The organism is Brevibacillus sp. NPDC058079, assembly GCF_042885155.1.
Lineage (GTDB): Bacteria > Bacillota > Bacilli > Brevibacillales > Brevibacillaceae > Brevibacillus.
The window spans coordinates 420,834-447,748 of record NZ_JBHVSO010000004.1 but is presented as its reverse complement, the minus strand read 5'-3'; the positions used below and the strand labels follow the sequence as shown (position 1 = coordinate 447,748).

The following is a 26,915-nucleotide window of genomic DNA, read 5'->3' as shown; positions in this document are numbered from 1 at the left end:
GAGAAGAGGTATGCCACTGCCAAAGGAGAGAGAAGGATGACACCAGAAGAGAGAAGAACCGCAGAGATTTTGCGTACAATCGCCCGTGATGAACGAATCAAGGAAGCGGTCAGAACATCGCCCTTGCTATATCCGTTGCTTTTGACTGCTGCGAAACGTTATGTGACAGGCGAAACGCGTGCGGATGCAATGAAAATAGCCCAGCGTTTGGAAAAAATGGGCTACCGTCTATCCGTTGAACACATTGGTGAAAATATGCTGGATTTGCAGGTAGTACATGAAGCGCAGAGGGAATTTCTGGCGCTAACTGCGGAGTGTTCCCAACTTCATACACCAGTCGGAATCTCCTTTGATCTGTCCCATCTTGGCTTGTTATTGGATCAAGAGCTGGCTTTTGCTCACGTAGAAGAGTTGGCGGAGCGGGCGAGGCATAACGGACAATATTTGATGATCAGCATGGAGGAATCGACGAAAACAGAGGCGATCATCAGCATGTATGAGCGCTTGGCACAGCGACATGAAAATGTGGGCATTACCATCCAAGCCCATTTGCACCGCTCGTTAGATGATGTGAAACGGGTGCTCGGACTTCCGGGGAAAATTCGTTTGGTCAAAGGCGCATTCAAGGAACCCCAGGAAATCGCATTGGCGCGTTCAGTGGAGTTGAACGAACGATACCTGGAGCTGGCTGACATGTGTGTGCAAGCTGGGCGCGAATGTTCACTCGCCACCCATGACCAAGCGATTGTAGACGAGCTAGCCCGTCGAGACTATTTGCACCGACCAAATGTAGAGGTCGAGCTGTTATACGGGGTTCGCCCTGAGCTGGCTCATGCCTTGCGAGAAAATGGGGTTCCATTGCGCTTGTACCTCACATATGGGACAGAGTGGTACTTGTACTTGTGTCATCGACTGGCGGAGCACCCGCCTCATGTGCATCAGGTGATTGCCGATATGTTTGAGCCGACGAGGCTTCAGGATGTAGGGTATGGCATGGCATAGAAGGATTACGAAAAACGTCAGAGCACTATCCTGACGTTTTTTCTTTTTTTCACGCGTGCACTTGGTGACCAATCGACTTCATTTTGAAAAAAATTGTAGCTATTTGTCTGGAAATAACGTCAATAACTGTATGAGATGAAAAGATAGGAAGAAAAAAGAATGGTCCGTGGAGGTTTTGAACGAATGAAAACGGCGCAGTGCAAGCGGTGGCTCCTGGCCTTCTGTGCGTTCCTCCTGTTGGTAGCAGGTGTTCCTTTAGGCTTAACGGGGACAGCCTTGGCAGAGGGAAACATTCAGCTAGGAGTAACAGTCGGAATTGAAGGAAAGTACAGGCAAACGGGAATGGTTCCCGTTGTCGTCACGGTGAAAAATGGAGGGGCGGATATTGAAGGGGAGCTGTTTGTCGCCACTGGGGAACAGGGAGACAGTCGCTTTGCAGTTGCCAATTATCAGCCGGTTTCGATTGCAAGCGGAGTGACCAAGCAGGTAACGATTCTCGTTCCTGGATCAGAGCTGCATGGCAATTCTTTTGTGGCCTTGATGCAAAATAATAAGATGATCGCGCAAACGCCGATAACAGGCCTTTCATACAGTGAAGATACGCTGATGATCGGCGTGTTGGCAGAAAATCCTGACACAGCTAATTTCCTTGGTGTACTGCCGAAAGGCTCTATTCATAACCCTGTCCAGCTCTTGACGATGAAGGCAGACAATATGCCAGTGACAGGTACACAGCTCCAGATGATTAATATGCTAGTCATCAACAATTTTGCTTTGGATTCATTGAATGAACAGCAGATCAAAGCGATTCGGGATTGGACGAAATCTGGCGGGATGCTGATTTTAGCCGGAGGAGCACAGTACAAGAAATCCGGAGGCGTTTTGGGTGACTTGTCACCAGTAGAAGTGACAGGAGTGACGAGCGTACAGACACTTTCTAGTTTAAAGGTGGATAAGACCAATCCGATTGCATTAACATCCCCCTTTACTGTAAGCAATGGGACATTGAAGGCAGGGAAAGTTCTGTACAGCGAAGGAAATATTCCGTTGATGGCTGTACATAACGTGGGAGCCGGAAAAGTATTGTACGTCGCCTATGATTTGGCGGCGGAACCAGTAGCCAGCTGGGCAGGAAACAGCCGCTTTTGGGCAGATACATTAGTAAAGGCTTTTGGTTCTTTCATCAACGCTTCAAATAGGAGCGTGATCGACAACGCATGGCCGCTTCAGGATGCTGCTGATCGAGTCCCATCATTGAAAATTCCGGAGGTTGGCTGGTTCGCAGTATTTTTCGGAATTTATGCCCTGGTTGTAGGGCCAGTTCTTTTCTATATTTTGCGGAGACGCCGCAAGCAAAGCTACATGTGGGTGATCGTCCCTGCCCTTTCGGTGGTGGCGGGAATCGGAATCTTCTCGATTGGTGCCATTCAGCGCGGTGTGGGTGTAAAGCTGCACCAGGTAGGTTATGTTGAGCTGCAAAACAACGGACAGGCGAATGCGATAAGCGTAACCGCATTATTCGTACCGAGTAATGACGACTATCGTTTAACTTTAAAGGGAGAGGGCATGACCCAGCCTGTCATTGAAAGAAATTATATCGATCAAGTTCCGAAAACGTGGATTTCCATCCAGCCAGATCAGACCCATATTGATTTCCGAGATGTAGAGTTCTGGTCGATGCGCAAGGTTACGACGGAGCAATCCTTACCGGACGTAGGGAAAATAGAATCGAACCTGTCGTATGAGAATGGCGCACTGAAAGGAACTGTGACAAACAATACGAAGTACTCGCTGCGAGATGTGACGATCTCGACAGGTATAACGGTACAAGAGTTTCCGCAGTTGGCGGCTGGCAGCAGTATCGAAGTGAACTTGCCGTTTGCCTCTCAACATCAAGCAAGGCGGAACCAACATCGGATGAATACGGGGAATGCACTGCCGCAGCATATGCAATCGAATGGCTATGACAGACAAACGCGTGAGCAACTCATCGTGGAAATGCTCGACATGATGGACAGACGTGGTGGTCAGTCTGAAGTGGTAAAACTCGTGGGCTGGACCGATGAGCAAGTTGTTGAGGCTGTCGTACCAAACGAAAATACAGAGAACAGCAGCATTGCCATGGTCACTTCGACACTGCAAGTGAATCCATCCAAGGACGGACACATTTATTATCCGACGGGATCGTTTGATGTGACGATGTCGGGCAGCTCAGTTCCGGTAGATGACTACGGAGATGGCTTTAGACTTCCTGCTGGGGATATTACCTTTGACATCAATCTGAATCAGGAAGGACAGGATCTTGCCATCAGCAATTTGTATTTGTACACCTGGTCAGAGGACAATACGACATTTGAAAAAGAGGTTTACAACTGGAAGACGAAAGCTTTCGAACCATTTGAAAAAGCATTCATGAACAACGTAATGACAAGCGACAAGACCACTACTTATGTTTCGGGCGACGGCATTGTCCGCATCAAATTTGCCCACCAGTTTGAGGATGATCGCCACATTGGGGTTCCAAGTGTCAGTGTGGAAGGGAAGGTGAGCAAGAAGTGATCCAGATCCAAAATTTGCGCAAGCGCTACGGCAAAATGGAAGCGTTAAAAGGACTTTCGCTCGAAATTGACAAGGGTACCGTTTTTGGTTTCGTCGGTCCGAACGGGGCAGGGAAATCGACGACGATGTCCATTTTAGCGACTTTATTAGAGCCGACCAGTGGGAAAGCATACGTAGGCGGCTACGAAGTGACCAAGCATCCAAAGGAAGTACGCAAGCTGATCGGCTACATGCCTGACTTTTTTGGTGTCTACGACAATTTGACAGCAGAAGAGTACCTCGATTTTTACGGCGCGAACTACGATATTCCAGCAGCAGAGCGAAAACAAATTATTCCGCAGCTATTAGAGCTGGTGAATCTCACCCACAAGCGGGATGCCTACGTCGACTCGTTGTCGCGGGGGATGAAGCAGCGACTCGGATTGGCTCGCTCGCTGGTTCACAATCCGGAAGTGCTCATTTTGGACGAACCAGCTTCTGGGTTGGACCCACGTGCACGCATCGAGCTGCGGGAGATTTTGAAGGAACTGCGGGACATGGGCAAGACGATTATCATTAGCTCGCACATATTGCCTGAGCTAGCGGAGATGTGCGACGTCATCGGGATTGTGGAGGAAGGCAATCTGGTTGCCTTTGGACGAGTCGATGAGATTTACTCAAAAATGCAAGAACAGCGGGTATTGCGCATCCGCCTGTTGGATCGGGTTGAGGAAGCAATGACGCGCTTGCGTGAGATGCCCGGCATTACCAGGGTGACACGCGAAGGGAACTGGGTTGTTGCGGGCTTTTCAGGCAATGACGAAGAACAGGTTGAGCTGCTGCGGGAGCTTGCGGTGTCAGGCTATCCTGTTGCCGCGTTTAATGAGGCAGTTGGTGATTTGGAAGAAATCTTCTTGGAAATTACGAAAGGGGTGGGCTCATGAGCGACTTGAGACGATTTCGCAATCCTGTCTTGTTCAATGAATGGAAAATGCGGATGCGGACCAATCGGTCACCGTGGATCATCCTGCTCTATTTGCTCGTTTTGGGCGCAATGACGCTCACGCTGATTTTCTTTATGACAAACGGCGGCAGTTACTACAACCCGAATGATACTCGCGAGCTGTTCATGATGCTGTCTGTGTTTCAGCTCGGGATGATCTGCTTTGTCGTACCGGGACTAACCTCAGGTGTGATTTCTGGTGAGCGCGAACGCCAGACATTGAGCGTACTGTTGACCACGAATGTCAGCGCCACTCGATTGATATTAGGCAAATGGCTGGCGTCGCTCAGCTTCATGACCTTCCTGGTCATTGCGACCATCCCGCTCTATGCCATCGTCTTTTTGTATGGAGGAATTTCACCTGCACAAGTGATTAAGGTGTTTGGTTTTTACGTCATTACGATGTTCGGCATCGGCAGCATTGGTGTGCTCATGTCCACGCTGATCAAACGGACAGGTATCGCTACGGTCGTCACTTATGCCGTGGTGTTTGGATATGCGATTGGATCGAGCATACTGGCGGAAATTATCAAAGAGTTCATTCGGTACCAACGCCGGTCGGGTGGCATGTCATCCGCGAACATGCCGGACTGGCCAGATCTATTGCATAATTTCAACCCATTGTTAGCGATGTTAAACATTTTTGAAGAAGGGCCGCAGATCAGGATTGGGAATGTGGACCCGTTTGCGGTTTACTCCTTGTTTTTCGGGATCGTTACACTGTTCTGCCTTTTACTCGCCATCTATCTCATTCAGCCAGTGAAACCGAGATTTCGCAAAGTAAAAGAGGAGCAATAAGCCATGTTTACCTCTAAATCGAGCGATGAGCTGAAGCCACTGCTTGCGCCTATTCGAAAGCAACTGGGCTTGCGTGTATGGATACAGCAGCTAACGGTCTATGGTTTGTGGGGAATGGGGGCGAGTCTGGTGCTCCTCCTCCTTGCCCGCATCTGGCCGATTCCGTTTTACCAATGGATCGCGGTTGTGCTGCCAGTGCTTGTGGTCATCACGGGTCTGGTGCGTGCGCTTTGGATGCGCCCTACCTGGCTCCAATGTGCGCAAGTGGCAGACGGCAATGGTTTGGCTCAGCGAGTCGTCACAGCATGGGAGAATCAAGAGAATCAGTCGATGGTAGCGGGTATGCAGAGGGAAGACGCCCTACAGCATCTGCGAAAAAATTTGCCGCAAATCGTAGAGAGCGTCCGCATCTGGTCGCTGGTCCAAAGAAAGGTGTATGTCACAAGCAGCTTGCTATTGGTGTGCCTGGTGTTGTTTCTTTGGCCGAATCCTCAAGACTTGCGACTGGCCCAGATGGCTGAGGAAAAGAAAGCAATCGCACAGGTCGAGGAAGAAGTAGAGGCAATCAAGCAGGACGTGAAAAAGAATACAGACTTAACCGACGCGCAGAAAAAGCAGCTGGAGGAAATGCTGGAGCAGGCAAAAAAGGCTTTGGCGAAAGCAGACGACCCGGCAGAACGTCAAAATGCACTGCGCGCTGCGGAAAAACAATTGGAGAAGGTCAGAGATACAGAGCAGCGTAAAGAAAAAGCGCTGCAAGCACTCCAGCGCAGCTTGGGTAATCAAGAAGGAACAAAAGCCGTGGCTGGCGCGATGGAAGCAAAAGATCGACAAGCGATGACTGAGGCCCTGGCACAAATGGCAAAAGCCATGGAAAGCATGCCGCAAAAAGAGCGGGAAGAGATCGCCCGCGAATTCGCAAGTGCAGCAGAGCAATTGAAAAAAGAGGCAGAGTCTGCCGACTCGAAGGAGCTGGAGGATATCGCCAAACTACTGGCGGAGGCAGCCCAGCAAACAGCCCAAGGACAAGTGCCTCAAGCGATGACTGCGCTCGAGAACAGCTTGATGCAAGCCATGACGGGCATCCAACAATCTCAGCAAACCATGCTCGCAGCTATACATGCCGCTGCTTCGCTCAATCAGTCGCAAATGACGCTTGCTAGTGCAGGCGCACAAGCAGGAAATGCTGGAGCGAGTGGAGCTGGGGCAGGTACGGCAGCAACAGGACAGGCGACTCCAGCATCGGGGACACCCGGGAATCAGCCAACTGCGGCAACACCGGGAACAGGTACCAACCCAAATCAAGGGGCGAACCCGGCAAACCAGCCTGGGAATGGAAATAATGGCTCGGGGCAAGGGAATGGCAACGGAAACGGCAACGGCAACGGCTCTGGCGGTCAAGGAAGCGGTCAAGGTGGCGGGGCCGGGTTGGGAAAAGGCAAACACGAGCTCGTTACCGTCCCGACAGATCGCATAGGTGGAGATAACGGACCTGTTGATACAGTCGGAGGTCAACTTGGGTCTGGACCTTCGCAGTCGCAGCAAAGCGGAAACACACAAGTTTCCTCAGGTGGAACGCTGCCGTATGAGGAAGTGTACGGCCAGTATGAGCAATTTGCCCGCGAGAGTATGGAAAAAGGCAGTATTCCCGGCGATTATCAAGAGATCGTGAAGGATTATTTCAGCAAAATAGAGCCTTAGATCATTCAACAACAGGAAGGAGACACGGCGATGGCGCAGCAAACGCTAGAAGATTGCTTGCAGCGAGTAGAGCTTGTCAGGCAGGAAATTGGAAAGGTATTGGTAGGACAAAAAGAGGTGGTCGAGCAACTTCTGTGGGCCGTGTTTGCAGGTGGACATGCGCTTTTGGAAGGCGTACCCGGATTGGGCAAAACGCTGCTTGTTCGGACACTGTCCCAAGCCTTCGAGCTGTCGTTTCAGCGGATTCAGTTCACACCGGACCTGATGCCGACAGACATTACTGGAACGAACATCCTGTTGGTCGACGAGAAGGGACAGCAGTCTTTCCAATTCCAACATGGTCCGATCTTCGCTCATGTCGTGCTGGCTGACGAGATCAACCGGGCGACGCCAAAGACGCAAAGTGCCCTGTTGGAGGCCATGCAGGAGCGAACAGTTTCAGCCGGGGGAGTGACTCGTCCGCTGCCAAAGCCGTTCTTCGTTCTCGCGACACAGAACCCGCTAGAGCAAGAAGGGACATATCCGTTGCCAGAAGCGCAAATGGACCGCTTTTTATTGAAGATCGACGTGCCGTATCCGACAGAAGAAGAACTGAAAATGATCGTGCGGCAAACAACCACGAGCCAGGTGATCACCGTGGAAAAAGTGGCTTCAGCCGAGCAAATTGCTGAGATTCAGCAGGCAGCGCGTGAAGTGCTAGTTGCCGATGCGGTACTGGATTACGCCGTGAAGCTGCTTTTAGCGACGCATCCGGGGGAACAGGCGATTGCTTCGGTGAACAAATATGTGCGCAACGGCGCAGGTCCGCGTGGCGTGCAGTCGATTGTCTCCTTGGCAAAGGTACGTGCGTTATTGGCTGGCCGATACAATCTGGCGTACGAGGACGTGACAGCAGTTGCTCTGCCAGCGTTGCGCCACCGCATTTTCCTCAATTTTGAAGGAGAGGCGAACGGCATCCGACCAGACCGCGTCATTATGGATATTTTGAACGAACTGGGGACGCAGAAGGTATGAATCAACATCTGCTTGATCCGTCATGGCTCGCCAGGCTGGAGCGAATGCAGATGGCTAGTCGCAAAGCGGTCAGCGGCAGCCAGGCAGGAAAGCGAAGGGCGAGACAGCTGGGCAGCTCCATGGAGTTCGCAGACTATCGGGCGTATGTTCCCGGCGATGATTTGCGGCAGCTCGATTGGAATGCGTATGCCCGTTCAGGCAAGCTGTTTTTGAAAAAGTACTTGGATGAAACAGAGCTTCATGTGAACTTGTATATCGATTGCAGTCGTTCGATGAGCTACGGACAACCAAACAAAATGGCTCGAGCTGTCGAGATTGCCGCGGCCCTTGGCTATTTGTCCCTGTGCCATCTAGATCATGTGTCGGTCTATGCATTTGACAGCCGCATTACGGCAGCACTTACCGGACTGCAAGGAAAGAACCAGGCGCATCGCTTGCTCAGCTTCTTATCATCCCTGCAAGAAGGGGGAACAGGTGATATTCAAACGGCAATGCGCCAGCCCGGTGCTGTCAGCGGCAAAGCTAGCACATCCATTGTGCTGTCGGACTTTTTGTTCGAGTCAGGCTATACGGAAGGCATCGCGTATTTGCAGGCGGCCAGACAAGAGGTCACGCTGGTTCAGGTGCTTTCCAAAGAAGAACTTGCGCCCACGTATGCGGGAGAGCTGCGGTTGATCGATTCAGAGACCGGCCAGGCAAAAGAAGTATCCTTGACCAGCCTTTTGATGGAAGAGTACCACAAGAGCTTGCGAGATTATCAACAAGAACTGTCCGCGTTTGCTTATGGAAGAGGGATTGCCTTCGTGTCTGTAGAGGCGGAACAATCGCTGGAATCGATTGTCTTCCATGTCTTTCGTCAGGCCGGCTTGATTCGCTAGAGAGGAGAGAGACAACATGCAGTGGATGGGTTTGGGCAACTTGTGGTTTGCGCTGATTATCCCGGCCATCATCGTCCTCTACCTGCTCAAGCGAAAAGTAGAGGATCGTGTCATACCAAGTACACTCCTGTGGCAGCGCACGATGCAAAACTGGGAAGCAGTGAAACCGTGGGAAAGGCTGCGGCGCAACCTGTTGTTGCTACTGCAATTGCTCGCAGCCTGCTTGCTCGTGCTGGCTTTGATACGACCGGCCGTGCCCACTGAGGGAATCACATCCGACCATACGATTTTGGTCGTGGATACATCAGGGAGCATGATGGCGAAGGAAGGGAACGAGACGCGACTGCAACGAGCCGTTTCACAGGCAAAAGCACTCGTAGAGAAGCTGGGAAGCAGCCAGACGATGACCCTCATCGAGGCAGGGCGTGAGCCGAATGTTTTGGTTTCCAAAAGTGCTGACAAAGAGCCGCTCTTGCAAGCCATCGAAAAGCTTGCGCCGTTTTCTGGGACATCCGATCAAATCGCAGCCTTGTCATTAGCGGGAGCTATTGCAGAGAATGAGCCAGGCAGTGGAGTGGTTTGGATGGGGGATGGAAGCGGGGAACGCAAGCTGGATGGAGGCTCAGTCCCTGCTTTTTCCGGGGGCTTTCAGTTCATGCAGATGGGGAGCACCCGCGAGAATACCGCAATCGGTGTTTTTGTGACTCAGCCTACGGCAAAAGGGGTAGAGGGACTGCTGCGGGTGGACAATCACGGTAGTATGCCTGCGAAAGGAAAAGTCACTGTTTTTGATGAGCAAGACAAGCTGCTGGATACGGATTCTTTTGCGATTGGAGCAGGTAGCTCTCAGACATTTTCGTTTCAGAAGCTGGCGGTGTCTAGCGTTTATCGTGCAGTTATCGAACCGGAGCAGGACGGCCTTTCTCAGGATAATGTCATGTGGAGTGTTCCATTCGCTACAGGGAAAGGAAAAGCAGCGTTGTATTCGCCAGAGGGAAACCGTTTCCTCCATCAAGTATTGCAGACAGTCGGAAGTCTTGAGGTGGAAACAATTCAGCAGTCACCAGATGCTGCGGAGGCTGCGCGTGATCTGTGGGTTTTTGACGGAGTCGTGCCAGACCAGCTGCCAAAAGGAAACATTTTGTTGATTGCTCCGAACAAGAAAACAGAGTGGTTGCCGCTTGCTGGAGAAAAAGAACTGGATCAACAGCCAAGGTCAGTTTCCCCGGATGACCCGCTGCTCAAGCACGTAGATTGGCGGGATGTGCACGTCGCCAAAGGATACGGATTGGACGAGATTCCAGGTATGAAGCCATTGGTACGTGCAGGCGATGTCGATCTGGTCAGAGCCGGAATCATAGACGGTCGACGAATGGTCATCATCGGATTTGATTTGCATGCATCGGACTTTCCGCTGCGTCCTGCATTTCCGATTTTCATGCAAAATGTCGTCAACTGGCTGTCACCTGGTCAAACAGCCCCAATCCCCACGGCACATCCGGGAGAAGTCTTGACCATCCCACTCTCACCAGGAGCGACGACACGTACCTTGACGTATCCGAATGGACACCAGCAGTCTCTTACGGAGAATGCCACGTCGAAAACGATGCAGCTACCGGAGCTGACCGGATTGTATCGTCTTGACGAAGGGGGAGATACAGGGAACAAAAGTACGTATTTTACTGTCCAAATGAATGAGGAAGAATCGAATATTACACCAAAGTCTGTGAGCGTTGCCCGGAAGAATGCCGAAGAACAAAAGGAGAGTGAGGAAGCAACAGCGACAGACACAACAGGAGCACTGGGGACGAAGGAGTTGACCTATTGGTTGGCGGCATTTGCTCTCTTGGTGTTATTGGTGGAATGGAGGGTGTATCAGCGTGGGTATTAACTTTATACAGCCGCTATTCCTGTTGCTATTGCTTCCCGTTGCGTACGTCATCATCAGCTGGTGGCGACATCAACAGCAGATGCCAATCGGCAGAAAGGCGACAATTGCAACCATTCGCTCGCTCTTGTTCCTCCTTCTCGTTTTGGCGTTGGCAGGGACACAGCTGTTGACACCTGTTCAGGCGAAAACGATTGTGTTTGTTGTAGATCGATCCGCTTCCATGAAGGACGATCCGCGTGTTCTCTCTTTTTTGCGCGAGGCGATCGGGCAAAAGCAAGCAGCAGATAAGTATGCTGTCATTGCAGTAGGTGCAGAGGCAGCGGTCGATCAACCGTTGACGATACGCCAAGAGGTACAGCCCCTGGGCGTGGATGTCAACCGGAATGCAACCAATTTGGCAGAAGGAATCCGATTGGCGTCTGCCATGATCCCTACCAATGCCAGAGGAAAAGTCGTCTTGCTGACAGATGGTTTGGAAACAAACGGAGATGCGGCACGGCAGACGAGACTGGCGAGGGAGCGAGGAATCGCTGTAGAGGCTGTTTCCTTACAGCAACCACACGGGGATGAAGTCGTTCTTACATCTGTACAGGTACCGCAAAGACTGTATGCGGGAGAGGAATACGGCATTACCGTTGATGTGGAGAGTACGATAGCGACCGAGGCAACCCTACGCCTGTATGAAGGCAATCGCGAGGCGGGCCAGCAAACAGTACAGATCGGCAAGGGCAACAACCGCTTCGTTTTTTCGCAAAAAGCGATGCAGCAAGGTTTCCATCGCTATCGTGTGGAAATCGAGCCGCGACAAGATACTGTAGCGGCGAACAATCAGGCTACAGCCTATACACAGGTAGCCGGGGCACCAGTCGTACTCGTAGCCGAAGGGCATCCAGGTGCCGCTAGCAACCTCATTCAAGCGCTGGAAGCGGGCAATATCAAGGTGGAGCTGCGCGATCTCGCACTGCTGCCAAAGGAGCTTGAGGGCTACAAGCAATTTGCCTCCATCGTACTGGCAGATGTGCCCGCTACCAGCATGACTGATGCGGATATGGAACGCATGAGGACCGCTGTACGTGATTTGGGCATTGGTTTGATCATGACAGGCGGTAAAGATAGCTTTGGTATGGGTGGCTGGTTCCAGACACCAATCGAAGAGGCATTACCTGTTCACATGGATTTAAAAGGGAAGGAACAGCTCCCTTCGCTCGGACTTCAGCTGGTCATCGACAAGTCGGGTAGTATGAGCTCCGATGCCAGAGGTGCGGATAAGATGGCATTGGCTAGGGAAGCCGCGATTCGAGCGACAACCATGATGAATGCACAGGATTACATCGGAGTGATCGCATTTGACGATGCGCCATGGGATGTCGTAGCTCCACAGTCTGTCACGAAGCTGGATGAAATCCAACAGCAGATCAGCAGAATCCAAGCCGATGGCGGGACCGATATTTTCCCTGCCTTACAGCTGGGCTACGAACGTGTAAAGGCGATGAACACGCAGCGTAAGCACGTTATCTTGCTCACAGATGGGCAGTCTGCGCTCGACGACGATTACGAGGGCCTGCTACAACAAATGACGGCTGAAAATATTACCGTTTCAACAGTGGCGCTGGGTGATGATTCGGACAGATCGCTGCTGGAGATGATTGCCGAGTTAGGAAAAGGCAGATATTACTTTGCCAACGATGCCGAATCCATCCCGAAAATCTTCAGTAAAGAAACAGCATTAGCCAGTCGCACGTTTATTGTGGAGAAGCCCCAAGTACCAGGCTATACAGGGGTGGGAGCTTGGCCTACGCTGAAGCAGACATTGCCTCCGGTGCGTGCATATATAGCAACGACACCAAAGCAAACAGCAGAATCATCCTTGATGAGTGCTGACGATGATCCGATTCTCACCCGCTGGCAGTACGGTCTGGGGCGTTCTGTCGCCTGGACGAGTGACCTGGAAGGGAAGTGGTCACCGGACTGGGTGGCTTGGGGAGGAAACAGCCGTCTGTGGAACGAAATCGTGGCATGGTCTTTCCCACAAATTACAGAAGGCGCTTGGAAGACGACCACGAGCGTGAACGGCGCAAAAGGCAATGTGAGGGTTACGATGCCAGCTGGTGGAAGCATGCCCCAAGAGATGGAGGCAGTCGTTCTCAATCAAGAGATGAAGCGAGAGGTCATCAAGCTTAAGCCGGTTGCGCCAGGCGTCATGGAGGGTGCATTCGAGACGGCCGATCCGGGCACTTACATGATTCAGATCTCACAAAAAAATCAAGGTCGAGTCATGGCGAGCCAAACGACAGGATTGACCGTCTCCTATTCACCGGAATACGGAATACATGCCGATGGAGAGAAAGAACTTCAAGAGTGGCTAAGTGCCGGTGGAGGGAATCAGATCACCAAACCGGAAGAGGCTTTTGGCGGCACGCTTCCTGATAAATGGGACACACAGTCAATCAGTGAGTGGTTGCTGATGTTGGCGGCTTTGCTGCTGCCGATCGATATCGCCGTTCGCCGTCTGCAGTTACCAGATCAATGGTGGGCAAGGCTATCTAGTTTATGGAGATTGCGCAAGTCCACGTCTGCTGATTCTGAACAACAGGCTGTATTGTCTCGCCTCGGCGAGAAGCGCTCTGCGACAAGACGGACACGCGAAGAGCGGACAGATGACCAGAAAGTCGTATCGGCTCCCCTTATTCATTCGGTAGGGGCGGCTGGAAATCGGGTGAAGCCAGCAGCAGTCAAGAACGAGCAGGCAAAAGAGAAGCAGGAGAAGCAAACACAGGCGCAGCCTGACGAAACACTAAACAGACTATTGGCGGCGAAGAACCGGAAAAAGTCTCAGTAACAGATAAAAAGAAAACAGCAACCTGGCGAAAATCGCTACGGACTGCTGTTTTCTTTTTAGAGATGCTCTTCATACACGAGCGGGATTGCTATACCAAAAGCAGTTTCACCTTTAGTTAGGCTCTCTTCCATTGATGCACCAGGATTATTCGCGCGGAAAGCAACTTCATAGGTTTCACCTGGCGCTACCTGGAGGGTGTCCGTCCACCATGGACTTCCTGTAACCTTTTTGCCGTCCCGACTCAAGATGAGCATGTGATGACCGTGCAGATACATCGATTGATCCTGGAAGCTGCGGTTGACGAAAGTCAGCTTTATGAGATCACCCTCTTCCATCATCATCCGTGTCTCAGGAAGCAAGTCGCCATTTACGGTCGACAAACGCTCGAATTGACCGTCATAAAATCCGTACTGACCATCAATGAGCAGTTGATATTCCCGATCAAAATGGGAAGAGAGATCAAAAGGAAGCGCAATCGGACTGCCATAACGTGCAGGGTCAAAGACAGAAAGCTCTGCATCTAAAAAGGGCACAGCATCTTCGGACTCGTCTGGACTTAAGAGCAGCCCTTTGTCATGCTGGTTTGCAGCGGGAGCAAATAGCACAGGACGATTAGGCATCGTAAACTGAATGTCGAATCGACCGCCTGCCCCCGGATGCAAGGCTTGATTGGCAATCAAATTCGGTTCGTTTACCTCGGTTCCGTCAATCGCTACTACCTGAAAAGGAGTTCCTTGTAGCAAATAGGTGACAGGAGCATTTTCGGCGTTTATAAAGCGAAGGCGAACCGTTGTGCCAGGAGCAATCGTTTCGATTTTTCGTGTATGTGAGCCGTTTAACGTTGCGCCTGCCTTTTCGTCCTTGTGATGAATCATGGCGATGTCGCGAATAGGTACGCCTGTAGTCGTAGCCTCGGCTGGCTCGATCACAAGGGCGCCGAACAGCCCGTTCACTACTTGCTCAGGAATTTGCTGATGAGAATGATACCAATACGTTCCTGTTTGTTCTGCGCGAAAACGATAAACAGATTTTTCTCCTTTTGCAATGAGATCATAGCTAGCGGGAGTCTGCATGCCGTGCCAGTGGATGTCTAACCCTTCGGAAATATCCTTGTTCAGAAGGATGATTTCGACGAGCTCACCTTGCTTCATACGCAGCTCAGGTCCGGGATATTGTCCATTCAAGGTCCATGCTTCTACGGTTTTTCCTGATGCTTGACGGATAGTTGTTTTCTGTGCGTTCAGCGAAAACGTTCTATCAGGGGGTTCTTGTTTTAGTTCTGTTGGTCCATCGACACTTCTACGTTTCCCTGTGGAAGGCATCGAATGGGCACTTGCCTTTACAGGGAAAACGAAATCGGGAAGAGCGTGATCGTCCTGATTCTGACCTCCCAAAGGTGAATGATCGGGAAGACGACTCGCTATCATCGCTTGATTTCCCCAGATCGTCGCAAGTAAAGCAGTCATCAGGAAAAACGCGGCAAAACGGATAAAGTGGTGCAGGCGGCGTGGTTTTACCCAATTCTCCGCAGTGGAGTGGTATTGATGCTTCCACGATTGCCGAATCCAGAGCAGGGAAACCCCGGCTAATAATACGCCCCAAGCGAGAAACAAAATGGACGGTTCCAGCGTAACAGCCGGAAAAAAGACTTGAAGGAAGAGTGCAATCAGACAGCCCAAGACGCTTGCTTGCAGCGGAACGAGCAATTCGGGGCAAGATGCGTCTCCTCGCCACTCTGCATCTAATGCGTCGTCTAGATCCGGCGAGTTTGCTTTTGCAGACCTAACATTTTTCTCTTGTAACAAAATGCGGGTATAGTCCGTATCTACTTGTGACTGCCTTGACTCTCTGCCGCCTTTCCCGGTCAACTCCCACAATCGTGGAAAAGTAGAGAGAAGGCAAAAGAGCGATGGAACAAAAATAAAAGGTAAAAAGCCAAGCAACGTATCCTTTATGTAAAGCCAACCAAAGGATTCAAACAAAACCCACGTCATCACCAAATGCCCCGCAAATACAAAAAGGGCCGACCATGAAAAACATAAAGTGATGCGAGCACTGCTTATGAAAGCCCGTTTCGTTGGACGGAAAACGAGCTGGTTTGCCATGATTGTCGGGACCAGCATGACGATGAGAAGGACCAGAAACAATCCTTGATGAATCCCGGCAAGCACTTCAAAATCAGCCATGATCAGTTCCTCCTGTTTACTAGTTCGATACTAATGATATAGAGAAACGGCTGAGTACCAAACGTACCGAGGCAGTATTTTCACTCCGCCTTAAGTCGGAGAAGTGCACTTGATCTATATACAGGATATACGTTACAATTTTGGTATTATTTTTCGGCTTATCAGAATATTGGGAAGGGGACTTTTTCTCATGTCCTTTGATTTTGTACAAACATAACAACGCGCTCGAGCTCCTCCTGCCTCGTCTGGTTTGAAGGCGAACAGACTGGTATACACGAGAGGAGAAGCAGAGATGGAAAATAAGGATTGGATCAAAAGCTTTCAAGAGGAAGTGGAGGCACCATTCGCTGGGTGGGATTTTGCCAGATTGACTACGACAGGCAGGATGCAGGATGCACCACTTGGCTGGAACTACGTCAATATCGTGAAAAAGAACATGCTTGGGATTCGCTCTATGCTGGAAATGGGAACAGGTGGTGGAGAATTGTTTTCTACGCTTGCGCCGTTCCCCGTGGAGACGTATGCGACAGAAGGCTATGCGCCGAATGTAGCGGTGGCAAAAGCCAATCTGGAGCCCTTAGGTGTTCGTGTGTTTCCGGTAGACGGGGAAGAAATATTGCCTTTTGGAGATCAGTCACTCGACTTGATTATCAATCGACATGAAGCTTATTTGCCGTCTGAAATGATGCGCCTGTTGAAACCAGGGGGCACATTTGTTACCCAGCAAGTAGGCGGTCAAGACAATCTCGACCTGAATCGATTGCTGGGCGCTCCGATTCCGCCAGATTACCTACACTGGAATCTGGCCTATGCAGTGAACGAACTGGAGGAAGCCGGCCTTACGATTGTGGAGCAAAGAGAGGAAATGAGCTTTTCGCGTTTCTATGACATAGGTGCCATTGTTTACTACTTGAAGGCTATCGAATGGCAGATTCGCGACTTTACTGTAGAAAAGTACGCCGATGCCTTGCTCGATCTGCACCAGAAAATCGGAGCGGTTGGGTATATCGATATTCCTACCCATCGATTTCTCATGATTGCCCAACAAAAGTCCTAATTAAATCACTACCGATTGTCGATAAGACTGGTAGGGAGTGTTTAGGAAAAGCACCCTTTTTGGGTGCTTTTTTTATCGAGTAACACCGTGTGAGAACAGCAATGCTGATCCTTTTACGAAAAGGCAAACCCTCCCGCAACAATGCGTCCGCTCCCAGGTGGGTGGTTCGCAGTACACATATCGTAACCGGCGAAGGAGAAGTGAAACAGGATGAGTAAGAGCTTGGCAACACGGGTCGTTGCTCTTGTAGCGGTGATCATTGCCGTCATGATGGCAATCAATATTATCATGATTTACGAAAACAGCGTAACTACTGTTGAAAAGACACTCTCGCGCTCAAGCATCAACACAGCATTGCATATCTCCCAAGGGCTTGACTCAGAGAAGATAGCGAAATTTATATCTCAGCCACAAGAAACCGATGACTATTGGACTATCCGAAATACGTTGCTTGAGTACACTGAAAAAACAGGTGCCCTTTATATTTATATTCTTCATACAGACGGTGAAAAGGTAAAGATTATGGTGGATGGAACGGCGAAAGGAGCAGAGGGAGCATCTACAATCGGTCAAGAGACGACCTCTACTGGCATGGCTGATATTGCTCCTGCTCTAGAAGGCGGATCGAACAGTACACCAATCGTCAAAGACCCTGTGTTTGGGGACTACCTAAGTGCATTCGCGCCGATTGAAGATCCATCTGGTCAAGTGATTGCGGTGCTTGGTGTGGATACTGCGGCAGACAAAGTGGAGCTGATTAATGATCAGGTTTTGGATGAAACCATGCCACGTATCATTATCGCTATGATTGTCGTAACGATTATTGCTTTGGTTGCTGTATTCTTCTTGATCAAGAAGATGTTGCGTCCACTGCAAGTTGTACAAGAGGCGTCTATGCGCATTGCTTCTGGTGATCTCACGTCTACAGAGATTTCTGTTTCCAACAAAAAAGATGAGATTGGCCGAATTGTCGTTGCTTTTGGTGAGATGACGACACAGCTGCGTCAAATCATTGGCGGAGTAAAAGAAACAACCGAGCATATCGACAGCATGGCGAATTCCATTCGGGAAGGTGCCAACTCTGTCCGCGAGCAAAACAAAAATATCGTGGTTACCAGCCAAGAGATTGCGCAGGGGAATGAGCAGACAGCAACTGCGATGGAGATGACGGTGCAAACGGTTCAAGAATTCTTGAGCGAGCTGTCTGAATTGAATACGGCGATTGACGAGATGGATGCAGTATCCAATCAGGTGTCCGATATCGGAGAGAGCAGCTACAAAGTATTGCAAGAGTTTTTGGCAGATGGAACAGAGACGAACAAGCAATTTCATGAAGTGCAAAATACAATGGCGATTCTCGAAGAAAAGTCGAGCCGAATTAACGACGTGATTGAAACGATTCAGCAAATCGCCGGACAAACCAATCTGTTGGCGTTGAATGCAGCCATCGAGAGTGCGCGTGCTGGAGAAGCGGGCAGAGGCTTCGCTGTGGTAGCGGGAGAAGTTCGCAAGCTGGCTGAACAGACGGGTGCGGCAACCCACGTCATTCAGGAGAGCATCAAAGACATTCAAGATCAGGTAAGACAAGCTACGGAAAAGACAAATGCGACGCTGGATCGTTACAATGCGGGTACAGAGCGTTTGGATTCCGTTACACAAGGCATTACGGCTCTGTCTGACATGACGCATACGTTGAAGACGTCGCTTTCGAATGTCATGGCAAGTGTAGAGACGATGAAGCAAGGTCAGAACAAGGTGAATGAATCTGTGTTGACGGTTACTGCCATCTCGGAACAAACAGCAGCGGCTACCGAAGAAGTATCTGCTACGATGCATGAGGTGAGTGGAAACGTTGATCAGTTCGTGTCTGAAACCGAGCAGGTGACAGACAGCATTCAGGAGCTGCGCAGCAAGGTGGATACGTTCCGACTGTAGACAAATTGCTTTATCTATAAATGAAAAAACAGCGCTTCTACTGGCAGGATGATGCCGAGAAGAGCTGTTTTTTTGTGTGGCTGTAGTGGAGGGACGAAGCGGCTTTTGATAAAAAGCATTCTTTAACTACAATAGCCCAATGAGCACAAGCACTACACCGTGCAAACCCAACAGAACCATACGCAGCCAGCTGAAAGCCTGTCTCATATGACTATCCCGAATCGGAAAGATCGAATAACCACTGCGCTTTTGCTGGTGGCGCCAGATGCTGCCGATTTGGCTGGCTGTCATGAAGAGAAAGAGCAGGCCAGCAATGACTTTTGCATACGGACCGGGCAATATGAGAACGACGAAGCCTGACAGCAGGATGAGTCTCAAATAAATGCCCGCAAAGTCACCAGAGCGAATAAATTTTTTGGTAAACAAATGACGTCCTGCTGTTGATTGACGGTAAGGCAGCAGCTTCGTCAGGGTAATGAGCCATGAGCGTGACTTCACCTGGTGCTGCATGGCAGGGACATCCCTGAAGTTGTTCACGAACTGATAAAAGCGGTGACGCAAGCCACTTTCGATGACCAGCAGGCGATACCATTGTATGGAATGTTTTTTCTTATAGGTCAACATTTGCGAATGGAGCCAGATCAAGAGCGCAGCGCAGATCAGAGCACCAAATGGGAGAATACCCACGCGTAAGAATTGTCCTTCACTCAATACCCAAGCGAGGAGGATGTACGAAAAGACAAATCGAGCGAGTGTATAGAATCCAATCTTCTTCTGATCAGGCAAACGCAAGAACGTCCAACTGCTGTAAATATTCCAGCCCTTCAAGAGCAGGGGAATGCACCAATAAACCCACAGCTGCACGCCTTGTGCACCTACGACCTCTGTATACATAGGCATGAGCAGGAGTAGGATGATAAACACCACCATGCTCTGAATAGCAAAATTGTAGACGAGCGCCTTCCGGAAATAGCGATCCAGCCTTACTTCGTGCGGAGTCAAAAAAAGCAAATCCGCTTCCAGCAAAAACGTGCGCAGGGGGCTTCTCACAACGACAATAGCAATCACGAGAGCCATGGCATACGGCAAAGGGAACCAAGGCGGGATCATGGCGATGATGCTGCGGTAGTAGAAGGCGAGCAACCCCATTAAAAAGATCGCGACGAACATCAGGCCGCCATTGGCCATGTACTGGGCATATCGAATAAATTCTACTGAAAAGGCATGGAACCGTTTGCGAAATAATTGATCTACGTCTATTTTCACTGGCCGTCATCCTCTACGATATGCAAGTATATGTCGTCCAAGGAGCTATCTGGGAGCCCTGTAATACGCCGAAGCTCCTCTAGCGTTCCTTGGGCTCTAATCTCGCCTTTGTGCAAAATGATGAATCGGTCACAATGCTTTTCGGCAGTGGCCAAAATATGTGTGGACATCAGAATGCCTGCCCCTTGCTCCTTGCAACGGTTCAACCACGTGAGAAGAGAACGAATCCCCAGAGGGTCCAGACCCAGGATCGGTTCATCCACGATGTACAGAGGCGGTTGTACGAGCAACGCCATCATGATCATGAGCTTTTGTCTCATGCCTTTGGAAAACTGCTGGGGAAATCGGTCTTTCATTTCTTCCATGCGAAATTCTTTTAAGAGAGGACGTGCTCGTTCATAAAAAACTTCCTGGTCCAGCCCATGGCTCATCGCCATTAACTCGATGTGCTCCCACAGCGTAAGCTCTTCGTAATAAATGGGAGACTCGGGGATATACCCGTAAGACAAACGATAGTTTTCGGGGTCTGATTGAAAGGTTTTCCCCGCAATGCTGATTTCACCTGCGATTGGTTCCAAGAGACCTAAAATATGCTTGATTGTGGTGCTTTTGCCTGCGCCATTCAGCCCGATTAGCGCTACAATCTCTTTTTCGCGTATGTGAAAGGAGACGTCTTTGATTACAGCGTGGTTGTAAGAGTACCCGCCCGTTACCCCTTTTACCTCCAACAAGGTTGTCATGGTATCCTCCTTTATGAATAAACGGTCTTGTCCCCGTTTATTTGAAAGAAATGCTAGATAGTCTTCCATCTATTTTAGCTGAATTCAGGATTTGGAAATACATTTGTTTGCCGCCTTTTTTTACACGAGACTGAACAAAGAGGGATAACCGTACAAGCAATGCTCCTCTCCGCTACATAAATAAGTAGTATAAAGGACGGACGGGGGAGGTGGAATCTATGACAGCGGGACCATATGAAAATCAGAAAAATATAGATCAGCATATACAACGCATCTATTTGAAATTAGATAAATTCGAAGAACGAATCGATCAGCTTGAGGGACAAATGATAGTAGTCACGAAGTGGTTGGAACGAATTGAACATCAATTGGGACGCATGGAGGATGTGCGTTATGATGTACTGCAAGTTTTGAACAAGCTACAGACTGAGTTAGAAACGAAAGCAGAGAAGACGGAAAAAGACAAAGATATTATCCTGCAATTACTGGCTAACGATAATCGGGATAAGGAAGCACTCGCTCAGTTTATGGAAGTAGAAAAAGACCGGAAACAAGAACGCTTTTTACAGGTTTGGGCAGTTTTAGGTCCTGTCATCGCCTCCGTTCTCTCCTCTTTTTTTACCCGATTTTTTATGTAGCGCATAATATGTTTAGAATGTGGAAAAGTTGTGTAATACGCTTTCCATTTTTCTACCGTAACTTCTTTCTATACTTGGAGGGCAGATTATAGAAAGAGAGGATATCCAAGTGAAGAAGTTTGATCTTTCCATGCTTTCGGTTGCCATATTATTAACGGGGTTAGCTGTTTTAGGGTTTTATCAATCATGGGCAAAAGGCAATGACCCTGTATTGGTAACGGCTGGCGATACCTCCATTACACAAAATCAGCTTTACGGTGAAATGAAGAAAATGTACGGAAAAACAATGATACATGAACTTGTTGCGGAAGCGTTAATCAAGCAGGAAGCCAAGGCGCAAAACGCCGCGGTGACGCAAGAAGATATGGATAAAGAGATTGATTCGATGAAACAACAGGTAGGTTCACCTGAGGCATTCCAAAACTACTTGAAGAGTATGGGAATGACCGAGGCCCAGCTTCGGGATAAGTTGAGCGTGCTCATGACACGGGATAAGTTGTTGGATAAAGCATTCCCGGTTACCGAGGAGCAAATCAAAACCTACTACGATACAAATAAAGAACAGCTGGGGTCACCAGCACCTGAGTTTGATAAAGTCAAAGATCAGATCAAGTTGATGCTGACTGACCAAAATCGTAGTCAGAACTACGGTACCTGGTTAAATACGCTTCAGGAAAAACATAAAGTAGAATGGCACGACCCGTCCTTTGACGATGCACCAGTACCAGGTGATGCACAAACACCTGCTCCATAGTGTAGAACATATACCAAAAGACCTTGTCCTCTTAAATGAGTGCGAGGTCTTTTTCTGTGAAAACGGACAGGAGCGTTTTGTTTAGTAATGGGAGCAATCGGAGAAACTGTGTTCATAATTGCCGATGTGAGGAGCAATCCGAATGGCTCAGATTGGTTGCAGCTTAGACGACAACGTTCACTATATTAAAGAATCGCTCGGATACAGCAATGACATTGTGATTCGAGAGGTAGTCCTAAATAGCCTAGAACCCGTTCGGGCAGCTGTCTTGTATGCGGATGGCATGGTTGATTCGTATATGGTACAAGCCGTATTAATCGATAGTCTCTTATACAAGGCGCGTTTGAAGGAATGGGAAGGGATACGCGAGGAGGAGTTCGTTCCCTTTTTAAAAGAATCGGTCCTGACCGTTGGGGATATGGGGGATTTATTCGACTTTCCCACCTTGTTTACAGCGTTGCTGTCCGGCTGTGTCATCATTCTCATAGATGGCTGCTCGCAAGGAATTCATATTGGTTTGCAGGAGTGGAAGGATAGAGGAGTCACTGAGCCGTCATCGCAAACAGTCATTCGTGGACCGAGAGAGAGCTTCACGGAGACACTCCGTACGAATATTACATTGCTACGGAGACGGATTTCCAGTGAAAAGCTATGGATTGAATTCAACAGAATTGGTGAGGAAACCAAGACAGAAGTCGCTGTTGTGTATATGAAAGGGATTGTAGAAGAGGGGGTTGTAGAAGAAGTACGCAATAGACTGGATCGAATCAGCATCGATGGCATTATGGAAAGCGGAATGATTGAGGAGTTGATCCAGGACGAAGCTTACACGCCTTTCCCCACCATCGCTAACTCGGAGCGCCCGGATGTAGTGGCCGCGAATCTATTAGAGGGACGCGTAGCGATTCTTGTAGATGGGACTCCCTTTGTTTTGACCGTGCCCTCTCTTTTTGTTGAGTTTTTTCATTCAGCAGAAGACTACTATCAGCGCTTTGATTTTAGTACGTTGATTCGCATGCTGCGGTTTGCCTGCTTTTTAATCGCGTTGCTTGCTCCCTCCCTCTATATCGCCATTACGACCTTCCATCAAGAGATGCTCCCGACACAGTTGCTAATTAGCTTGGCGGCACAGCGAGAAGGAGTGCCCTTTCCAGCCTTTATTGAGGCGATCATGATGGAAGTGGCTTTTGAGATATTGCGAGAGGCTGGAATCCGCATGCCGCGTGCAGTAGGTCAAGCCATTTCCATCGTGGGAACATTGGTCATCGGACAAGCAGCGGTGGAAGCGGGGATTGTTTCGGCCGCGATGGTTATTGTGGTCTCGATTACCGCAATATCGAGCTTTATTTTCCCAGCGAGCAACATGTCGATTACCGTGAGGATTCTTCGTTTTCCTCTGATGGTTCTGGCTGCTTCTTTTGGCATATACGGGGTTATTGTAGGGATGCTTGCGTTAGTGCTGCATTTATGCAGTCTGCGCTCATTTGGCGTACCGTATATGGAATCGTTTGCCCCGTTTTCCTTGAAAGAGCAAAGAGACACGATCCTTCGCTTGCCTCGCTGGGCCTTGGACAAACGGCCTGAATCGATTACCAAAAACAATTTGCGTCGCCAATCTAAAGGGATAAAGCCATTACCACCCCAGAAGTAAGCGGCTTTTCACAGCATGTAAAGGAGTGGGCACCAGTGAAAGGGATAAAAGTTCTTCTCTGCATCGTGCTCGTTATTATCCTAGCTGGTTGTTGGGATCGAAAAGAACTAAACGATTTGGCGATTGCTGTCGGGATCGGTATTGATAAAGTGCAAGGAGGCTATCAAGTTTCCGTTCAAGTTGTAGACCCGGCAGAGGTGGCGGCCAACAAAGGGAAGCCTGGACGGGCGCCCGTTACGCTCTTTACCATGAACGCTCCGACCATCTTTGAGGCTGTGCGTAAAATGACTACGGTATCTCCGCGTAAAATATATATGGCGCACACCAGGATGCTCATATTTGGCGAGGAGGTGGCCAGGGAAGGGATCTCTCCAATCACTGATTTTGTCTCACGCGACCATGAGTTTCGAACTGATTTTTATATCGCAGTAGCTAGAGGAACAACGGCCCGCAATATCTTGAAAGTGATCACACCGCTTGAACAAATTCCTTCCACAGAAATGTTTGCTTCTTTGGAGACATCTTCCAAAGTATGGGCGCCTACCGCAGCAGTTACGATGGATCAATTGATTACCGACTTTACCAGCAAGGGAAAGCAAGCTGTATTGACAGGTATCCGCACGGCTGGGCCAGGAAGTGAGGGAGACGAACGAAAAAATGTGGAAGAAATAGATACACCTGTCCTGCTTCAATACACGACATTGGCTACTTTCCGGGGGGATAAGCTGATCACCTGGCTGAGTGAAGCGGACAGCAAAGCGTATAGTTACATTACGGGCAAAGTAAAAAGCACGGTTGGAAGCATGCCTTGCAAGGGGGGAGGACTCTTGACGATGGAAGTCATGCACGCCGACGCCAAAATCGAGGCTACTATGAAAAATGGTGCGCCTGAAATCATCGTTCACATCGGTTTGGAAAATGACATTGGGGAAGTGCAATGCAAGCTAGATCTGACAGAGAAGAATACGATCAAGGAGTTGGAAAAAGAGTCGGAAAAATCAATGGAAGCATTGGCGACAAAAGCAATTGCCAATGCCAAGAAAAATGGCGTAGACATCTATGGATTCGGAGAAGCGATCCATCGAAAATACCCGAAGGTATGGAAGAAGATAGCGAGCAAATGGGAAAAGGAATTTACCAAGCTACCTGTACATGTCATAGCTGATGTGAAAATCAAACGTTTAGGAACCATCAATAATGCCTTTGATGAAAAGTGATTTTGTAACAGGATCAGGGGGAGTCTGCATGTCGACATTTGCTGTCATCGTTGTATCCATAATCGTTTGTGCATACGAGCTGCCCCGATTGATGCGGAAGCAGCAGCGCAAAGAGATCGCTGTCTTTCTCGGGTTGCTTATCATCAGTGTTGGCTTGTACGCAGGAGCCGAAAAAGGGGTTGTCCCCAATCCTGTTTATTGGATGGAAATGGTTTACAAGCCGGTATACGACGGAGTCATGACATGGCTGAAGTAAACGAGGGGCATACTGAGTACACCCCCAGTAAAGGAGAGTAAATAGACGTGGACGGTCTTTTGATGAAGCTGCTCGTTAGTCCGGTGTTGGTCGTTTTGGCAGATGCTCTCTTTCCAGAAGTGAATTTCGCAAATCTATATCAGTCTGTCGGAGTCGGATTTGTCTTGGCAGTCGCCGGATATTTTTTGGATAGGGCGATTCTTACATCAGGGAGTCTTTGGCTGACGACCATGTTTGACTTGATTATCGGCTTTTTGATCGTTTATGGAAGCATTGTGTTTTTGCCGACGGCTCAAATCGCTGCAATCGGGGCCGGTTTTGTTGCGATATTTTTTGGCGTAGCGGAATATATCCAACATGTTTGGTTGATACGCACAGGACGAACGGAAAGTGTATAGTGTTTAATGTACAAACACACTCCTTACAGGGGTGTGTTCTTTTATGCATAAAACAAAACATCACGATCGCTTTGTCACGATTCGCTCAATCCATGACCACGGAAGCCAATTTTTTGCGGTGATCGTGAATGCCACGCCTCGGCCAACCGGGTAGCGGAATCGCGGCTTGGGAGTGGTGGCCGCATGGACAATCGTCGAGATGACTTCGTCGGGTGCAGGTGCCTTTTCTATGATCGCTTCTACGTGACGCATCAGTTGTTTAATTTGGGTGGCGTAAGGAGAGGCTTCATCAAGCGGTTGGTCTTGCATTCCTTTCTCCCAGATTGCTGTACGAAAGGAGCCGGGCTCAACAAGGACGACTTGAACGTGAAAGGGTAGCATTTCAAGACGAAGCGATTCACTGAAGCCTTCAACTGCATGCTTGGATGCAGCATACGGCGAGAGACCGGGAAATCCAAATCGCCCACTGATGCTGCTTACGTTAATAATTCGTCCAGATTGTTGCTGGCGCATATGAGGCAAGACTGCCCGAGTGACGTCGATCAGTCCGAACACATTTACATCAAACTGCTTGCGCCATTCCTCAGAAGAGACTTCCTCAGCAAAGCCACCCAACGCATATCCGGCATTGTTCACCAACAGATCAATGCGCCCATGCTTTGCAATGATGGAGGAGATCGCATCCTGAATTTGTTCCGGAAGCGTAACATCAAGAGAAATGACTTCCAGATGATTAGGATCTATGTGCAAGCTTGCTAATTTGTCAAGAGGGTCTCTTTTTGCTAGATCACGCATAGCAGCAATTACCTGAAAACCAGCCTTGACTAAAGCGACTGATGCGTGCTTACCAAAGCCACTTGAGGCACCAGTGACTAGTGCAATTGGTCTTTTTTGCATGGAATTCTCCTTTGAATTGGGTAATATGGTATAATTTAGCTGCAAAGTTCACAAATTTGTTCATAAATTTGTTAACAAAATCATAACAAATAGCCTTTGTATTAAGGAAAATTTATGTATACTTAAATGGTTACCACGCTTGGGTAGAAGTGTGCAACACTGCCCCTTACTTTCCTGTTTGTTTTTGGAATAGCTGCTAATACTTTTCCTGTTTGGGCATTATAGTTGTGGAAAGTATTGAATGCGATTTCTTAAT

Annotated in this window: 21 protein-coding genes; 17 read left to right on the top strand and 4 right to left on the bottom strand. The window is 49.2% G+C overall.

Annotated elements, in window-relative coordinates; genetic code table 11:
* Positions 1 to 36: 36 nt before the first annotated feature.
* The 9 genes from ACFVS2_RS15335 (at position 37) to ACFVS2_RS15295 (ending at position 13,664) form a co-directional block, all read left to right on the top strand.
* A complete protein-coding gene (locus tag ACFVS2_RS15335; protein ID WP_390235216.1) occupies positions 37 to 1,002 on the top strand; it encodes a proline dehydrogenase family protein in 966 nt (321 codons plus the stop codon).
* 183 nt (positions 1,003 to 1,185) lie between these two features.
* Positions 1,186 to 3,561 (top strand): DUF7408 domain-containing protein, encoded by a 2,376-nt coding sequence (locus ACFVS2_RS15330; RefSeq protein ID WP_390235213.1) that lies wholly within the window; start codon positions 1,186 to 1,188, stop codon positions 3,559 to 3,561.
* Positions 3,558 to 4,484: an ABC transporter ATP-binding protein gene (locus ACFVS2_RS15325; RefSeq protein ID WP_173616725.1), complete on the top strand. Its 927-nt coding sequence runs from the start codon at positions 3,558 to 3,560 to the stop codon at positions 4,482 to 4,484. The genes ACFVS2_RS15330 and ACFVS2_RS15325 overlap by 4 nt, the downstream gene beginning before the upstream one ends.
* Entirely contained in the window at positions 4,481 to 5,341 is an 861-nt protein-coding gene (locus ACFVS2_RS15320) for an ABC transporter permease (RefSeq protein ID WP_390235210.1), read from the top strand. The genes ACFVS2_RS15325 and ACFVS2_RS15320 overlap by 4 nt, the downstream gene beginning before the upstream one ends.
* 3 nt (positions 5,342 to 5,344) lie before the next feature.
* Positions 5,345 to 7,042, top strand: a complete 1,698-nt coding sequence (locus ACFVS2_RS15315; RefSeq protein WP_390235208.1) for a coiled-coil domain-containing protein — start codon at positions 5,345 to 5,347, stop codon at positions 7,040 to 7,042.
* A gap of 30 nt (positions 7,043 to 7,072) precedes the next feature.
* The gene (locus tag ACFVS2_RS15310) at positions 7,073 to 8,056 is read left to right on the top strand and encodes an AAA family ATPase (RefSeq protein ID WP_390235205.1); all 984 of its coding nucleotides are present in this window, start codon (positions 7,073 to 7,075) and stop codon (positions 8,054 to 8,056) included.
* Positions 8,053 to 8,934, top strand: coding sequence for a DUF58 domain-containing protein (locus tag ACFVS2_RS15305; protein ID WP_173616721.1), 882 nt, complete (start codon positions 8,053 to 8,055; stop codon positions 8,932 to 8,934). The genes ACFVS2_RS15310 and ACFVS2_RS15305 overlap by 4 nt, the downstream gene beginning before the upstream one ends.
* 16 nt (positions 8,935 to 8,950) lie before the next feature.
* Positions 8,951 to 10,825: a VWA domain-containing protein gene (locus ACFVS2_RS15300; RefSeq protein ID WP_390235203.1), complete on the top strand. Its 1,875-nt coding sequence runs from the start codon at positions 8,951 to 8,953 to the stop codon at positions 10,823 to 10,825.
* Positions 10,815 to 13,664: a VWA domain-containing protein gene (locus ACFVS2_RS15295; RefSeq protein WP_390235201.1), complete on the top strand. Its 2,850-nt coding sequence runs from the start codon at positions 10,815 to 10,817 to the stop codon at positions 13,662 to 13,664. Before ACFVS2_RS15300 ends, ACFVS2_RS15295 begins: the two co-directional genes overlap by 11 nt.
* 56 nt (positions 13,665 to 13,720) lie before the next feature.
* Here ACFVS2_RS15295 and ACFVS2_RS15290 read toward each other — a convergent pair whose 3' ends face one another.
* Complete coding sequence (locus ACFVS2_RS15290; RefSeq protein WP_390235199.1) at positions 13,721 to 15,850, bottom strand: multicopper oxidase family protein; 2,130 nt, start codon at positions 15,848 to 15,850, stop codon at positions 13,721 to 13,723.
* Between the two features lie 292 nt (positions 15,851 to 16,142).
* Here ACFVS2_RS15290 and ACFVS2_RS15285 point away from each other — a divergent pair, with 292 nt between their 5' ends.
* Complete coding sequence (locus ACFVS2_RS15285) at positions 16,143 to 16,907, top strand: class I SAM-dependent methyltransferase (protein ID WP_390235197.1); 765 nt, start codon at positions 16,143 to 16,145, stop codon at positions 16,905 to 16,907.
* A gap of 210 nt (positions 16,908 to 17,117) precedes the next feature.
* Positions 17,118 to 18,842 carry a methyl-accepting chemotaxis protein gene (locus ACFVS2_RS15280; RefSeq protein WP_390235195.1) on the top strand — a complete coding sequence of 575 codons (1,725 nt, stop codon included), beginning with the start codon at positions 17,118 to 17,120 and terminating at the stop codon, positions 18,840 to 18,842.
* A 126-nt stretch (positions 18,843 to 18,968) separates the two neighbouring features.
* Here the strand turns inward: ACFVS2_RS15280 and ACFVS2_RS15275 are convergent, their stop codons facing one another.
* Together ACFVS2_RS15275 and ACFVS2_RS15270 are read right to left on the bottom strand one after the other, a co-directional pair.
* Positions 18,969 to 20,108, bottom strand: coding sequence for an ABC transporter permease (locus ACFVS2_RS15275; RefSeq protein ID WP_390235193.1), 1,140 nt, complete (start codon positions 20,106 to 20,108; stop codon positions 18,969 to 18,971).
* On the bottom strand, positions 20,105 to 20,848 hold the full coding sequence (locus ACFVS2_RS15270; protein WP_007723346.1) for an ABC transporter ATP-binding protein: 744 nt from the start codon (positions 20,846 to 20,848) through the stop codon (positions 20,105 to 20,107). Before ACFVS2_RS15270 ends, ACFVS2_RS15275 begins: the two co-directional genes overlap by 4 nt.
* A 218-nt stretch (positions 20,849 to 21,066) precedes the next feature.
* Here ACFVS2_RS15270 and ACFVS2_RS15265 point away from each other — a divergent pair, with 218 nt between their 5' ends.
* From ACFVS2_RS15265 to ACFVS2_RS15240, 6 genes are all read left to right on the top strand, one after another.
* The gene (locus ACFVS2_RS15265) at positions 21,067 to 21,486 is read left to right on the top strand and encodes a hypothetical protein (RefSeq protein ID WP_390235190.1); all 420 of its coding nucleotides are present in this window, start codon (positions 21,067 to 21,069) and stop codon (positions 21,484 to 21,486) included.
* 109 nt (positions 21,487 to 21,595) lie between these two features.
* Entirely contained in the window at positions 21,596 to 22,240 is a 645-nt protein-coding gene (locus ACFVS2_RS15260) for a SurA N-terminal domain-containing protein (RefSeq protein WP_390235188.1), read from the top strand.
* A gap of 142 nt (positions 22,241 to 22,382) precedes the next feature.
* Complete coding sequence (locus ACFVS2_RS15255) at positions 22,383 to 23,891, top strand: spore germination protein (RefSeq protein ID WP_390235186.1); 1,509 nt, start codon at positions 22,383 to 22,385, stop codon at positions 23,889 to 23,891.
* 35 nt (positions 23,892 to 23,926) lie between these two features.
* Complete coding sequence (locus ACFVS2_RS15250; RefSeq protein WP_390235184.1) at positions 23,927 to 25,108, top strand: Ger(x)C family spore germination protein; 1,182 nt, start codon at positions 23,927 to 23,929, stop codon at positions 25,106 to 25,108.
* Between the two features lie 28 nt (positions 25,109 to 25,136).
* Positions 25,137 to 25,364, top strand: coding sequence for a hypothetical protein (locus ACFVS2_RS15245; protein WP_390235182.1), 228 nt, complete (start codon positions 25,137 to 25,139; stop codon positions 25,362 to 25,364).
* A gap of 47 nt (positions 25,365 to 25,411) precedes the next feature.
* Complete coding sequence (locus tag ACFVS2_RS15240) at positions 25,412 to 25,762, top strand: DUF2512 family protein (protein WP_017251586.1); 351 nt, start codon at positions 25,412 to 25,414, stop codon at positions 25,760 to 25,762.
* A 60-nt stretch (positions 25,763 to 25,822) separates the two neighbouring features.
* Here ACFVS2_RS15240 and ACFVS2_RS15235 read toward each other — a convergent pair whose 3' ends face one another.
* Positions 25,823 to 26,659, bottom strand: coding sequence for an oxidoreductase (locus ACFVS2_RS15235; RefSeq protein WP_390235180.1), 837 nt, complete (start codon positions 26,657 to 26,659; stop codon positions 25,823 to 25,825).
* Between the last annotated feature and the right edge of the window lie 256 nt (positions 26,660 to 26,915).